Source organism: Pseudomonas sp. NPDC087626 (assembly GCF_044743405.1).
Lineage (GTDB): Bacteria > Pseudomonadota > Gammaproteobacteria > Pseudomonadales > Pseudomonadaceae > Aquipseudomonas.
In genome coordinates, this window is the sequence record NZ_JBIUWJ010000021.1 from 54,904 (window position 1) to 68,851 (window position 13,948).

14 protein-coding genes and 1 pseudogene are annotated in these 13,948 nt (G+C 62.6%); 4 read left to right on the forward strand and 11 right to left on the reverse strand.

All coding sequences use genetic code 11. The annotated features are described in order from the left end of the window. Nucleotides 1-226 precede the first annotated feature (226 nt). The 4 genes and pseudogenes from ACIOVD_RS18045 to ACIOVD_RS18060 all read right to left on the reverse strand — a co-directional run. A complete protein-coding gene (locus tag ACIOVD_RS18045) occupies nt 227-751 on the reverse strand; it encodes an AAA family ATPase (protein ID WP_401129407.1) in 525 nt (174 codons plus the stop codon). Beyond that, on the reverse strand, nt 748-1,311 hold the full coding sequence (gene pnuC / locus ACIOVD_RS18050) for a nicotinamide riboside transporter PnuC (RefSeq protein ID WP_320332258.1): 564 nt from the start codon (nt 1,309-1,311) through the stop codon (nt 748-750). Before pnuC ends, ACIOVD_RS18045 begins: the two co-directional genes overlap by 4 nt. Before the next feature lie 295 nt (nt 1,312-1,606). Next, nucleotides 1,607-2,341, reverse strand: coding sequence for a methyl-accepting chemotaxis protein (locus ACIOVD_RS18055; RefSeq protein ID WP_401129463.1), 735 nt, complete (start codon nt 2,339-2,341; stop codon nt 1,607-1,609). Nucleotides 2,342-2,512: 171 nt separating this feature from the next. Beyond that, a pseudogene (locus ACIOVD_RS18060) lies at nt 2,513-3,241 on the reverse strand (cache domain-containing protein); the annotation flags it as partial. A gap of 292 nt (nt 3,242-3,533) precedes the next feature. Between ACIOVD_RS18060 and ACIOVD_RS18065 the strand changes: the two are divergent. Then, a complete protein-coding gene (locus ACIOVD_RS18065) occupies nt 3,534-4,364 on the forward strand; it encodes an undecaprenyl-diphosphate phosphatase (RefSeq protein ID WP_095170436.1) in 831 nt (276 codons plus the stop codon). Then, a complete protein-coding gene (locus ACIOVD_RS18070) occupies nt 4,361-4,765 on the forward strand; it encodes a DUF1294 domain-containing protein (RefSeq protein WP_095170435.1) in 405 nt (134 codons plus the stop codon). The genes ACIOVD_RS18065 and ACIOVD_RS18070 overlap by 4 nt, the downstream gene beginning before the upstream one ends. Here the strand turns inward: ACIOVD_RS18070 and ACIOVD_RS18075 are convergent. After that, a complete protein-coding gene (locus ACIOVD_RS18075) occupies nt 4,762-5,106 on the reverse strand; it encodes an MmcQ/YjbR family DNA-binding protein (protein WP_174244618.1) in 345 nt (114 codons plus the stop codon). The genes ACIOVD_RS18070 and ACIOVD_RS18075 overlap by 4 nt on opposite strands. A gap of 11 nt (nt 5,107-5,117) precedes the next feature. Continuing rightward, a complete protein-coding gene (locus ACIOVD_RS18080; protein WP_401129410.1) occupies nt 5,118-6,026 on the reverse strand; it encodes a LysR substrate-binding domain-containing protein in 909 nt (302 codons plus the stop codon). Between the two features lie 127 nt (nt 6,027-6,153). Here ACIOVD_RS18080 and ACIOVD_RS18085 point away from each other — a divergent pair, with 127 nt between their 5' ends. Next, entirely contained in the window at nt 6,154-6,765 is a 612-nt protein-coding gene (locus ACIOVD_RS18085) for an FMN-dependent NADH-azoreductase (protein WP_095170433.1), read from the forward strand. Nucleotides 6,766-6,993: 228 nt separating this feature from the next. Next, entirely contained in the window at nt 6,994-8,043 is a 1,050-nt protein-coding gene (locus ACIOVD_RS18090; RefSeq protein ID WP_320332254.1) for a dienelactone hydrolase, read from the forward strand. Nucleotides 8,044-8,051: 8 nt separating this feature from the next. On the opposite strand, the gene ACIOVD_RS18095 is transcribed toward ACIOVD_RS18090, so the two are convergent. From ACIOVD_RS18095 to efeU, 5 genes are all read right to left on the reverse strand, one after another. Beyond that, nucleotides 8,052-9,242, reverse strand: a complete 1,191-nt coding sequence (locus ACIOVD_RS18095; protein WP_095170431.1) for an MFS transporter — start codon at nt 9,240-9,242, stop codon at nt 8,052-8,054. A 285-nt stretch (nt 9,243-9,527) separates the two neighbouring features. Continuing rightward, entirely contained in the window at nt 9,528-10,352 is an 825-nt protein-coding gene (efeO, locus tag ACIOVD_RS18100) for an iron uptake system protein EfeO (RefSeq protein ID WP_401129413.1), read from the reverse strand. A 33-nt stretch (nt 10,353-10,385) separates the two neighbouring features. Further along, a complete protein-coding gene (gene efeB / locus ACIOVD_RS18105) occupies nt 10,386-11,684 on the reverse strand; it encodes an iron uptake transporter deferrochelatase/peroxidase subunit (RefSeq protein WP_401129415.1) in 1,299 nt (432 codons plus the stop codon). Nucleotides 11,685-11,702: 18 nt separating this feature from the next. Next, a complete protein-coding gene (gene efeO, locus ACIOVD_RS18110) occupies nt 11,703-12,902 on the reverse strand; it encodes an iron uptake system protein EfeO (RefSeq protein ID WP_401129417.1) in 1,200 nt (399 codons plus the stop codon). Nucleotides 12,903-12,910: 8 nt separating this feature from the next. After that, nucleotides 12,911-13,762 carry an iron uptake transporter permease EfeU gene (gene efeU, locus ACIOVD_RS18115; RefSeq protein WP_401129419.1) on the reverse strand — a complete coding sequence of 284 codons (852 nt, stop codon included), beginning with the start codon at nt 13,760-13,762 and terminating at the stop codon, nt 12,911-12,913. Nucleotides 13,763-13,948: the final 186 nt, after the last annotated feature.

Below are 13,948 nucleotides of genomic sequence, written 5' to 3' on the forward strand. Positions count from 1 at the left end.
ACTGTATCAAGCATGAGACAGGGCACGCCGCCAGCACGTGGCAGCGGTCGAGGTAAAGCTCTGGAACAAGGGTTCTGGCGGGGCTGTATCAGTGGTGTAACAGTGCGCGTGACAACGCGGTGAACCCGCTTGTATCGGCGGTTTCGCTGCATGTAGGTGTTTCAGGAATGGACACTTGGGCCCCGGACCCGGGGCAAAAGTGCGGCTCGAAGGCCGCTTTGAGGGGTTAAACCTGGAGCAATTGCTCTACCGCAGTGAACGCCAGACGCCGCCGCTGGGCCCAGTCACCCTCGATGATTTGCAGCTTGCGTCCGTGCTGCTGCAACCAGCCACGGGTGGCATCGAAGAACGCCAGGCGTTGCTCCAATTGTGGTTGGCAACGTTGGCCGTCGTCGGTCCATTCCACCGCTTCCGGGGACAGCAGCAGATGCAGGTCGTAGTGGCGGGCGAGCAATTGTTCTTCGATCCAGGGCGGGCAGTCGCCAAACAGGGTCTGGCTCCAGAGTATGTTGCTCAGCAAGTGGGTATCGAGAATCAACAACGCCGGCTGTTGCACCCGGGCGCTGTCCTCCCAGGCCAGTTGGCCCCGGGCAATCTGCGGGATATCGGCCAGGCAGGTATCGCGTGGGTTCTGCTCGATGAAGTAGCGCACGTATTCACCCACCAGCAGCCCGCCGAAATGCTGGTGCAGTTCGGCCGACAGCCAGCTCTTGCCGCTGGATTCCGGGCCGGTGAGGACCACCACCTTCATGTGCGCAGCGCCGGGTCGGCCCGCCATTCGCGCAGGCCCTGGACCGCCAGCAGGGTAAACACCGCATAGAGCGCTGCCGTCAGGTACAGGCCCTTATAGAGGAACAGCCCGACGAAGATCACATCCACGGCGATCCACAACGGCCAGCATTGCACCCGCTTTTGTGCCATCCACCACTGGGCAACCAGGCTGAAACCGGTCAATGCGGCATCCAGCCAGGGCTGCGCGGCATCGGTCCAATGGGCCATGGCCGCGCCCAGCAACAGGCTGCCGACTGCGCCCAACGACAGGTCGCGCAGCACGCTTGCGTTGCCCAGGCGCGTCACTTGCCGGCCGTGGCGGGTTTCGCCGCCGCGCGTCCACTGCCTCCAGCCATACAGCTGCAAGCCGGCGTAGACCACCTGCAGCAACATGTCCGAGTAGAGTTTGACCTCGAAAAAAATCCAGCTGTAGAGCAGCACCATGACCAGGCCGATCGGCCAGCACCAGGGATTCTGTTTGACCGTCAGCCAGACGGCGATCACGCCGAGCGTGGCGGCAAACAGTTCAAGCCCGGACATGGCGGTTCCTTGGGGAAGTCGAAGAGGGCGCCGATTGTACAGCAGCGCCGCAAATCGAGGGCATGCCAACACATGCGTGAACGCCAGCGGGCCTTGTATGCGAGCCGGGCGGCGCTCCGTCTGCTTGCGAAGACCTCGAGCACGTTGCGTTGAGCCAGGCTTGGCGCGCAATCGTTAACGACCATCGCTGGCAAGCCAGCTCCCACAAGGGTTACGCGCGGTCCTATAGGAGCGGGCGCCCGCGTGCATCCAGTCAATACGCGTCATCGTTGACGAACATCGCTAGAAGCTCCCACTAAACCCGGAACTGCCTCAGCAGTCCATTGAGCTGTTCGCTGAGTTCCTTCAAGTGCACGCTCGCCGCACTCGATTGCTGCGCTGCCAGGGCGGTGCTGTGTGACAGGCCGGCCGCCTGGGTCACGTTCTGGTTGATGTCTTCGACCACGTGGGCCTGCTGCAGGGTGGCGCTGGCGATGGACGCATTGAGGCCGTTGAGGTTGTGCAGCGCCTGGCCGATGGCATGCAGGCTGGCACCGGCCAGTCCGGCTTGCTCGATGGTCAACTGGGAGGCGCGGCTGCTGTCGCCGATCACCTGCACGGCAGCCTCCGAATGGTTTTGCAGGCGTTCGATCATCGTCTGGATCTGCGCGGTGGATTTCTGCGTGCGTTGCGCGAGCAGGCGCACCTCGTCGGCCACCACGGCAAAACCGCGGCCCTGTTCGCCGGCCCGGGCCGCTTCGATAGCAGCGTTGAGGGCCAACAGGTTGGTCTGTTCGGCGATGGAGCGAATCACCTCCAGTACGCTACCGATCTGGGTGCTTTCGCTGGCCAGGGTGCGAATCACTTGCACCGCCTGTTCAATGGTGGCGGACAACTGATCGATCTGCTGCAGGCTGCCGTCAATGTTGACCTGGCCCTGGTGCGCCTGCGTCTGGGCATCGCGCATTTCGCTGGCGGCGTGCTCGGCATTCTTGGCGACATCCTGTACGCCGTAGGTCACTTCATTGATGGCGGTTGCCACCAACTCCATCTGTTGCGACTGCTGCTGGCTGCGGGACTGGGCTTGCGCGGCGTTATCGCCCAAGTCCGTGGAGGATTGTCCCAAGGCACTGGCCGATACCTGCAGTTGGCTGATCACTCCGCGCAATTTGGCGGTGAAGGCATTGAAATGCCTGGCCAGTTCGGTCACTTCGTCCTGGCCGTGGGTGTCGAGGCTGCGGGTCAGGTCGCTTTCGCCGCTGGCGATGTTGGCCATGGCGTCCACGGTTTCCTGCAGGGGCCGCACAATGCTGCGCGCGATCAGCATCACCAGCAGGGCCATCAGTAGCGCAATGCCCAGGCCCACTAGCGAGGCTTCCCGCACCTGGCTCCGGAACTCGAGTTGCATGTCGTCGATATAGACCCCCGAGCCAATCACCCAGCCCCAGGGTTCGAACAATTTGACGTAGGAGGTTTTCTGCACCGGTGTACTGGCGCCCGGCTTGGGCCAGCGATAGTCGACCATGCCGGCACCCTTGGCCTTGGCGATGGCCACCATCTCGTTGAACAGGGCAAAGCCGTCCGGGTCCTTGATCGCCGACAGGTTCTGGCCATCCAGCTTGGGATTGGTGGGGTGCATGACCATCACCGGGGTCAGGTCATTGATCCAGAAATAGTCGCTCTGCTCATAGCGTAAGCCGCGGACCACGCTCAGGGCCTGCTGTTGCGCCGCGTCGCGGGTCAGGGTGCCGGCGGTTTCCAGTTGCCGGTAGTAATCCAGCACGCCGCTGGCCGCTTCAACCACATGGCGGGTCTTTTCTGCCTTGGCTTGATACAGGTCGTCATGAATCTGCTTGAGCATCAGCAAACCCAGGGTTAAGAGCATCAGTACAGCCACTACCAGGATGAGCCACAACCGCCGGCTGATCGACATACTGCGCAAGCTGTTCATAGTGCGTCACTCCAGGTTCTTATTCTTGTCATCAACCAGCGCCAGCATAAGGGCATGCTTTTGCCACTACGCCAATACGACTGAAGTCCCATGACGGCGCAGCGCTGGCCGGGCATGTCTGATAGGATTTCGGCCGCGCACGGGAAAACCTGAATCCGTGCTGATTTTTCACAGGATTTTTACCGGTTCCGGTAGATCCTGTACGCCTTGCCATTCAGCTACGCTGAGCGCAGTGAACACCAAAAAAACTAGATAACGTGGCATGCCAGGGGCATCGCTTCATGGGGGATTGATGGATCTTTGGACGGCCATACAGGCGTTGATTCTTGGGGTTGTAGAAGGGCTGACGGAGTTCTTGCCGATTTCCAGTACCGGGCACCAGATTATCGTGGCGGACTTGCTCGATTTTGGCGGCGAGCGGGCGATGGCATTCAACATCATCATCCAGCTCGGGGCAATTCTCGCGGTGGTCTGGGAGTTTCGCCGCAAGATCCTCGACGTGGTCATCGGCTTGCCGACCCAGCGCAATGCGCAACGCTTTACCGCTAACCTGCTGATTGCCTTCCTGCCGGCGGTGGTATTGGGGGTGATTTTCGCCGACCTGATCCACCATTACCTGTTCAACCCGATCACCGTGGCCACGGCCCTGGTGGTGGGCGGGGTCGTCATGCTGTGGGCCGAGCGTCGCCAGCACAGCGTGCGCGCCGAGACGGTCGATGACATCACCTGGAAAGATGCACTGAAAATCGGCTTCACCCAGTGCCTGGCGATGATCCCGGGAACCTCGCGCTCCGGCTCGACAATTATCGGCGGCCTGCTGTTCGGCCTGTCGCGCAAGGCGGCCACCGAGTTCTCGTTCTTCCTGGCAATGCCGACCATGGTCGGTGCCGCGGTGTACTCGGGCTACAAGTACCGTGACCTGTTCCAGGCCTCGGACCTGCCGGTATTTGCCGTGGGTTTTGTCACCGCGTTCATTTTTGCGATGATCGCGGTAAAAGGCCTGCTCAAGTTCATCGCCAGCCACAGCTACGCGGCGTTTGCCTGGTACCGGATAGCTTTCGGCCTGTTGATCCTGGCGACCTGGCAGTTCGGCTGGATCGACTGGACGGCGGCCAAGGCGTGAACGCCCCTCGCAACGGTGTTGCCATCCAGCATCCGCGTCTCAAGGGCCTGATCTTCCTGGGCCTGTGTGCCTTGCCGCTGATCGGTTCCAGCCTGTTGTGGCTGCGCGGGGGCTCGCCGCTGGCGCTGGCGGCCTACGGCGTGGTCAGCGTCCTGGCATTCCTGCTGTACTGGAGTGACAAGCGCAAGGCCCGTACCGAGCGCTGGCGCACCCCGGAAAACGTCCTGCACGCAGTGGAGCTGGCCGGCGGTTGGCCGGGCGCGTTGCTGGCCCAGCAAGTGTTCCGCCACAAGACCCGCAAGGTCTCGTTCCAGGTCGTGTTCTGGATCATCGTGCTGCTGCATCAGGTGTTCTGGATCGACCAGTTATTCCTCGGTGCCGGCTTGTTCAGCCTGTTTTAAAGGAGCAAGCCGACCTGCACCCGCTTGGGTAACTTGCTCACCACCAGTTGGTGGGAACGTTGCAACAGGCCCTGCAGCTCAGCGGCCCCCAGCGGGTAGGGGGGCTGCATGATGATCCACTGGGCGCGCGCCAGATAAGGCGCCGGTCCTATCCCCGGGCGGTCGACGTGGCCGAGGAACAACTCCTTGTCCACCTTGAACGCCAATGAGTCGCCCCGCAGATTCTGCAGGGCGAACATCTTGTTTCCCGCCACCGAAAACACCCGCACGCCCCCCCATTTGTAATCTTCCCGGGCCCCAGGCAGGGCCAGGCAGAAGTCGGCGACCTGTTGTTCGCTCATCACCTTGGCTTTCATAGCAGTCGATCTCCACAGCCATTGAACGATTCAGTCAGATGGTCTATCCACGCCCGCACCGCCGGCAACACGCCGCGCCGATGGGGATAGACGGCCTGCAACCAGCCACCGGGCAGCGACCACTGGGGCAGCAGTTGCACCAGCGTGCCGTCGGCCAGTTCCTGTTCGCAATACAGCATCGGCAAAATGGTGAAACCCAACCCGGCCAGGGTGCAGGCCTTGCGCACGACAAAGTCATCGATGCCCAGGCGCGCCTCCAGGCTCAAGTCGCAACTGTGCCCCTGCGCGTCGAGCATGCGCAAATGCACCAGGCGATCGGCTTCCAGGGCCGCGAGTACCGGCACATTTTTCAGGTCGTCGGGGTGGTCGATCTGGCGCTCGCGCAGGAACGCCGGGGTCGCGACGAGCACTGTTTGCGCCTGGCGCAGGCGGCGGGTCACCAGGAAGGGGTCCTCGTCGCCCAAATCGCGGACCCGCAAGGCCACGTCTATGCCTTCGGTGACCAGGTCGACCCGGCGGTTGAGCAGTTGCATCTCCAGTTGTACCAGGGGGAAGCGTTCGAGAAACGTGCTGATCACGCTCGGCAGGAACTCATGGGCCAGGCCCACCGGGCACGACACCCGCAAGCGTCCCCGCGGTTCGCTGGTCATGCTGGCCACCGCTTCATCGGCCATCTCCGCTTCCAGCAGCATGGCCTGGCAGTGGCGCAAGTAACGTTCACCCACTGCGGTCAGCTTCAGTTGCCGAGTCGTCCGTTGCAGCAGGCGCGCACCCAGGCGTTCTTCCAGCTCGGCGATGCGTCGTGACAACCGCGACTTGGGAATCCCCAGCAACCGCCCGGCCGCAGCGAAACCGCCGGCTTCGACCACCTTGGCGAAATAGTAGAGGTCATTGAGATCTTGCATGGCGCACTCGATTGTCCTATCAGTAGGACGAACTATCACATTGTTGCCGACTAATCGTCCATTGGATTCACCTGTAGGATTGTCTCAACTTGATCGCCCAGTGGCGATCCTCACTTGGAGATCCCACATGAAACTTCTGCATATCGATTCGAGCATCCTCGGTGACAACTCCGCTTCCCGTCAGTTGAGCCAGGGTGTGGTCCAGGCCTGGTTAGCCGCCGACCCGGCCACCCAGGTGACCTACCGCGACCTGGCCAGCGATGCCATTAGCCACTTTTCTGCCGCGACCCTGGTTGCCGCCGGCACCACCGCCGAACTGCGCAACGCCGCGCAGCAGCACGAAGCCGAACTGAGTGCTTCGACCCTGGCCGAATTCCTCGCCGCTGATGCGGTGGTGATTGCCGCGCCGATGTACAACTTCACCATCCCCACCCAACTCAAGGCCTGGTTCGACCGCATCGCCGTTGCCGGCCAGACGTTCCGCTACACCGAGGCCGGCCCTGAAGGCCTGTGCGGCAACAAGAAAGTGGTGCTGGTGTCGACCTCCGGCGGCCTGCATGCCGGTCAACCGACCGGTGTTGGCCATGAAGAGTATTTGAAAGTCATGCTCGGTTTCATGGGCATCACCGACATCGAGTTTGTCCGTGCCCATGGCCTGGCCTACGGTGATGAGGTTCGCAACAAAGCCATGAGCGATGCTCAGGTGCACATCAGCGAGCAACTGTTCGCTGCTGCGTAAAGCTTGCGTCAACCACTGGACTGCGCGCTTTGATCGAGAGTAAAACGATCAAGGCGCGCAGTTTTTTGTGTCCGCTTGAAAAAAGCCGCTCGCGCAGAGTGAGAGTGGCTTGAGTTATGCAATGGGGTTCTGCAATAGGATTCTGCAATAGGATTCTGCAATTTAGGTTTGCCAGCTTCGCGCTGAGCTCGATATTTCTACCAATCGGTTAACAAGGTGGGGCATGCCATGTCGCGTCTGTGGGCACTGTTACTGATCTGCCTGCTGGGCAGCCTGAATTCAGTGCATGCCGCACCCCGACTGACCCCACATTGGAGCGTCGGTTACCACTCCCTGAGCTTTCTCGACCCGCTGGACCTGCAACCAATGTCCGCCATCGCGTTTTATCCGTCGACGGGCATCGAACACCCCAGCATGCTGGAGGGCTATCAGATCCAGGCCACGCAAGATGCCCGGGTCGCCATCGGCCGTTTCCCACTGCTGATGTTGTCGCACGGCAACACCGGTACGCCCCTGGCCCTGCACGACCTCGCCACGGCGCTGGCCCGCAAGGGTTTTGTGGTGGTGGCGGTGATTCACCCCGGCGACAACTCCAAGGACCACAGCCGCCTCGGCACCTTGAGCAACCTGTACGGGCGGCCGATCCAGATCTCCGAGGCCATCACCGCGACCCTGGCTGATCCGCTGCTGGCGCCATTCGTCAATCCCGAGCAGGTCGGGGTCATCGGTTATTCAGCCGGTGGTGAAACTGCATTGATTCTGTCCGGCGCCACTCCCGACCTCGATCGCTTGCGCCGCTACTGCCTGGAGCGCCCGGAGGATCGCGACGCTTGTAACACCCAGGGCGAACTGATCGTCGACCGTGACGACCTGCAACCGGTCGCCGATCCACGGGTCCACGCCTTGATGCTGATGGCGCCCCTGAGCTTGAAATTCGGCCGGCAAACCCTGGCGGGGGTGCATGTGCCGGTGCTGCTCTACAGTGGCGATGGCGACAAGCTGGTGGCCGTGGACAAGAACGCGGCGGCCCTGGCGCGCAAGCTACCGACCGCGCCGGACTTCAAGCTGCTGGCCGGGGCCGGGCACTTTGTGTTCATGGCGCCGTGTAGCGCTGAACAACGGCTGTCCATGGCGGCCCTGTGCACCGATGCCGATGGTGTCGACCGCGAGGACATTCACCGCAACCTGATCACCGAAGCTGCCGCGTTTTTCTCACGCACCTTGGGCAAACCCAGCCGTGCCGGGCTGCAGACTGTTAGCGAGGAACATGGGTCCTGACGCAGTGACTAGCCCCGCAGGTGCCTGCGCTTGAGCAGCAAGGTCAGGCCCAAGCCGCTGATCGACAACAGCGCTGCGCCAAAGAAGATCCACGAGTACCCCAGGTTCAACGCCACGGCTCCCATCAAGGGACCAGCAATCGCCAGTGCCAGATCGAAGAACACCGCATAAGCGCTCAAGCCGGCGCCGCGACTGCTGCTCGGTACTTGCTTGATGGCTTCCACGCCGAGGGCTGGATACACCAGGGACAGGCCAAAGCCTGCGAGCCCGGCACCAATCAGGGCCACGGTCGTCGAGGGGGCCAGCCACAACAGCGCCAGCCCCAGGGTCTCGATGCTCATGCAGGCGATGGCCGAGCTGTACCCGCCGAAGCGGTTGATGCAGGAGATGAACAGCAGCCGCGCGAGAATGAAGCACAGGCCAAACACCGTCAGGCAGTAGGCCGCGCCGGTCCAGCCACGGCTGACATAAAACAGGGCGATGAAGGTGGTCAGGGTGCCGTAGCCGATCGAGGCCAGGCTCAGGCTGGCGCCAAAGGGCGCGATCCGCCCGAACACCGACCAGAAGGGCAGGCGCTCGCCACGGATCACCGGTACCGAGGGTTTGTTGCGAATCAGCAGCAAGGCGGCCGCTGCCAGCACGGCCAGGGCAATCCCCAGGCTGGCGAAGCCCCAGGCGTCGATCATCACCACCCCCAGTGGCGCGCCGATGGCGATGGCGCCATAGGAGGCAATGCCGTTCCAGGAAATCGAGCGCGCCGTGTGTTCGGCGCCGACCTGGCCCATGCACCAACTGATGGTGCCGACGCCGATCAGGCCCTGGGCAACGCCCAACAACAACCGGCCGCAGATCAGGATGCCCAGGCTCAGCAGCGGCAGACTCTGCAGCAGGGTCGAGGCCAGGGTCAGCACGCCGCTGAGCAGGATCCCCAGCAGTCCATAGACAATTGCACGCTTGGTGCCGACGCTGTCACACATGCGCCCGGCCATGGGCCGGCTGAGCAGGGTGGCCAGGTACTGCGAGCCAATGGTCAACCCGGCCACCACCGCACTGAACCCCAGGTGTTCGTGGACATAACCCGGCAGCACCGCAATCGGCAGGCCGATGCAGATAAAGGCAATAAAGGTGTAGAACACGATGGAGACGATCTGCAGGGTGATCGCCATGGAACTGACGGGGGGTGTTTGCTGCGCAGACATGGGAGCTCGTTCGCGGGCGGGCGGTACCCGGCATCATGGCGTGCGGTTGGGATAAAAGGAAGCAGGCTAACGATATATGTAGTAACCATGGGCCGGTGTCCTGGCAGTCGGCCTGAGTGATAAAAGCGGGCGAGGCGGCCTGGCTTTTCCTGGTGTACGAATTTCCCTTGTGGGCTAGCCTGCTAGCGATGGGGCCGGCCCCATAGCGAGTGTGCTCGCTCGCACTGTGTTTTGTTGCTGCTGGCAGATTTTGCATACGCTCACCAGGAAGGGGACGGGGGGACGTCAGTTCAATCCCAATTTGCCGCGCAGCGTCGACAGGTCTTCGGCCAGGGTATTGACCGGTCCGATCAGGGCCTTGCGGTCGCGGTCCTTGACCTTGTCGTAGGTCTGGAAGCCACCGTCGGCGGTCCGGTACTTGGCGAGGATGCTGTTGACGCTGGCGAAGTTTTTGTCGACCTTGGCCACGAACGCCTGGTCCTGCTGGGTCAGTTGGCCACGGAACAGGTCGACGATTTTTTTCGCGCCGTCGATGTTGCCCTGAAAGTCATACAAGTCAGTGTGGCTGTAGCGATCTTCTTCGCCGGAAACCTTGGTCGCCGCCACTTCTTCGAGCAAGGCCGCCGCGCCACCCACCACTTTTTCCGGCGGGAAGGTCAGGCCAGCCACCCGGTCCTGCAGGTCCTTGATGTCCTTGTCGAGGCCGTCCGCCAGGGTCGCGAGACCCTCGGTGGTGTGCGCGGCGAACAGTGAATATTCGATGCGGTGGAAGCCAGTGAAGTCAGGCGCCTTGACCCCTTGTTCATGGTCGTCGACCCGGGAGTCGATGGACGCGTCGAGGTCGCTGAACAGTTCGGCGATCGGCTCGATCGACTCGTAGTACACCCGGGTTGGCGCATAGAGTCGTTGCGCGGTGGCCAGGTCGCCGCGTTTCACTGCGGCGGTGAACGCCTGGGTGTGGCTGGCCAGTTCATCCAACTGTTCAGTGACGTAAATCTTGTAGTCGGAGATCGGCCCCACCAGGTCCAGCGGCGCCGTGGCAGCGAAGGCCGGGATAGGGGCGTGGAGCAAACCAAGGGCTGCCAGCAAAACGAGAGGCGATTTGTTCATGGGACGGTTCCGTGGGTGGGGTGTGAGGTGAAATCAGGCCCTGGTCATGGCCGGTGCAGCGCCAAGCAGTGAGCGACCGATGAAGTCCTGGTCGTCGGTGACGCCCGGCAAGCTGAAGAAGTACCCGCCGCCAATGGGCTTGAGGTACTCCTCCAACGGTTCGCCGTCGAGGCGGTTTTGCACGGTGATGAAGCCCTTGAGCAGGTCGGCCTGATAGCAGATGAACAACAGGCCCATTTCCAGCTGGCCGTTCTTGCTCACGCCATTGGAGTAATTAAACGGCCGGCGCAGGATCAGATTGCCCTGGGTCGCGGCGGTGCGCGGGTTGGCCAGGCGGATATGGGCATCCAGCCGGGTCAATTGACCGTGGGGGTCTGAGGCGTAGTCCGGCACTTGGTTCTCCTGGGTACCGTCCAGGGGCGCGCCTGTGGTCTTGACCCGGCCGATGATGCTTTGCTGTTCCTGCAGGGGCGTGCGGTCCCATCGCTCCACCAGGTTGCGGATGATCCGCACCACTTGATAGCTGCCATGGGCGGCCCAGGCCGGCTCCGTGCTGCCGGGCTGGACCCAGACCACTTGGCGCATGCTGCCGGGGTCGTTGGAGTCGGGGTTGGCCGAGCCATCGCGAAAACCCAGGTAATTACGCGCACTTTGCGCCGCGACCCCGGGCTTGGCCGGTGCCTGCGGCGGTACGCTGCCTTCCTGTTTCCAGCGCACCAGCAGCAGGTCCGGCAGGTTCTTGACGATGTCGCGCAGGGCATGAATGTTGGTGTCGGCGCTGTTGGCGCAGAACTGCAGACTCAGGTCGCCGTGGCAAAGATCCGGCTGCAGTGCATCGTTGGAAAACTCGTGCATGCGGATCAGCCGGTGGGGCTTGACGGGCGCCAGGCCAAAACGTTCGTCGAACAGCGATTCGCCCACCGACACGGTGATGGTCAGGTTGTCCGGCGTTACCTGCGGGCCAAGAATCCCCGAGTCCAGCGGCGGCAGCTTGGCGTCCAGCTCAGCCACCGGGCCGCCGGCCATCAGGAAGGCGATCCGGCTGTTGAGGGTGCGGAACAGGCGCTCGAGTTCGTCGCGGTCGCTGGCCAGCACATCAAAGGCTACCAGCATGCCGGCGGCCGGGCGTGGGGTGACGATGCCGGCCTGGTGCTGACCGTGGAAACGCTGGCGGTCCTCGGTCTTGTCGCTGCTTGGGGCCTGGGTGACTTGTGCTGGGCTGGCGGCCATGGCCGGGCAGCTCAGGGCGCTTCCCGCCAGCGCTACGCCAGCGGCCCCCATGCCCAGTAACACACGGCGACGCTGGGCACTGAATGGATCTGAATGGTTCATCTGTCGTTGGTCTTCTGCTTACAGGCCGGAAAGGCCAAGGGCGGGATCGATGCCATCGAGCGCGTCAGCCAGGGCCTTGGCCCGATCGGCGATGCGCTGGCGCTGGTCGGCGTTGAGGCGCTCATAGCCACGGTCACCAGACTGGGCGTTCAGGTCATTGAGCTCGGTTTCGAAGTCGCTGGCTGCACGATCAATCTGCGTCAACAGCGGGCTGGCACTCTTGACCAGCAAGGGGCGCAGCAAATCGAGCACTTTGCGGCTGACCGCCAGGTTGGCGGTGAATCCGTTGAGGTCGCTGTGGCTGTAGCGCTCCTCTTCACCGCTGCTGGCGCGCACCTGGGCGATGCTGCGCAGGTTGCGCGTGACACTGCTCACCAGTTGTCCGGGCGGCAGCGATTGCGCCAGCAGTTGTTGCTTGAGTTGGCCGACATCAGCCAACAGGCGTGCAGCGATTGGTCCCAGGCCCGCGGTGCTGCGCTGCTCGAACAAGCTGTATTCAATCCGGTGGAAGCCGACAAACTGCGGGTCCTGCTCACGCTGCTCGAAGTAGTCGGCGCGGGCATTGATCGCGTTATCCAGTTCGGCCAGGCGTTGCGCCGCCGGGGCCAGGCGTTGATAGGCAATGCGGGCAGGGATGTACAGGGCTTGGGCCTGCTCCAGGTCTCCCGCGTCGATGGCTTGCTGCAAGGCGCTGACCGCCTTGATCAACTCGGTGCCCTGGGTGCTGAGATAGACCCGGAATTCCGACAGCGGGCCGACAAACGCCAGCATCGAAGGCCGGGCCTTGGCGGCGGCTTCGGACGCGGCGGTCGGGGTCACGTGCAAGGTGCCGCGGGGATTGCTGAGTAACCCGCAGGTGATGCTGTAGTCGCCTGACAACAGGTCGGCGTTGATCACCTGGCTCAGGCCCGGGGCGATGTTTTCCCGCTCATCGAGCACCAGCACGCCATCGAGGATTTCCCATTCCACGGCACGCTCGGAGCGGTTGACGATGCGAAAGCTGGTGGGGCCTGCCGGCACGGTCAGGGCGTTGGGTTCGCAACTGTGGGGGTGGATGGTCACGGTGATTTCACCCTGGTGCGCCTGACGCTTGGCGGCGGCCATGTGCGCGGCGTAGTAGAACAATCCACCGGCGGCGATCATCACCAGCACCGAGCCGGCCAGCGCCCAGTGCAAGGTACGGGGTGGCAAGGATGAAAGGGGGACCTGGCTTGACATGTATGCCCTTACTGACTGGAAGCGGAAGAGGAAGGACTGGCTGGCGGCTTCGCGGGTGCGCTGACCGGCAGGCACAACAGCACCAGGGCCACCAGCAGATAAATCCCGTAGGCACCGAGGGTGCTGACGGTGGGCGCGTCCTGGTAGCCGAGCATGCCGGCCAGCACCGAGCCCAGTGGGCCGTCCATTGGCAGGCTGGCACTGAGGTCAAAAACCACCTGTTGCAGGTGATTCCACACCCCGGCTTCATGCAGGGCCTGCACCGAGTTGGCAAGAATCCCGGCGGCCACCCACACGATGAACAGCCCGGTCCAGCGCAAGAACGCCGCGAGGTTCAGGCGCATGCTGCCGCTGTAGATCAGCCAGCCAACGATAATCGCCAGGCCCAGGCCGAGCAGGGCACCGATTGGCGCTGCCGGGCCGCTACTCTGCTGGAACACCGCCAGCAGGAAGAACACGGTTTCCAGGCCTTCGCGGGCCACAGCGAAAAACACCATGGCGATCAAGGCGCCGACCTGATGCCGGGAGCTGCTCATGGCCTGCTCCAGGGACAACTGCAGCGAGTGCTTGATGGAGCGGGCGACCTTGCGCATCCAGAACACCATGGAACTGAGGATGGCCACGGCCACGAGGCCGATCACTGCCTCGAACAACTCCTGTTGTTTCTGCGGGAACTGCGCGCTCATCAATTCCAGGCCAGCGCCCACCAGCAGGGCCAGTGCGGCGGCGAGAAACACGCCGATCCACACCGCCGGCAGCCAGTGCCCGCGCCCGGTTTGCTTGAGGTAACTGGCAATGATGCCGACGATTAACGCCGCTTCAATGCCTTCGCGCAGCATGATCAGAAAAGGAACCAGCATTCAGCACCGTCGAGATAGATAGCAAGCTAAGTTGTAACATAATGATACTCATTGTCAGTCGAGGCTGATTGACATTTACCTGAACGAAGGCTGAACCAATTCCAAGGAACGGTCGTTGCGCTGATCAGGGGCATTTTCGCGATTGAGTCAGCGCCTTGCCGTTGATCGAGGGCCAACTGGCCAGCC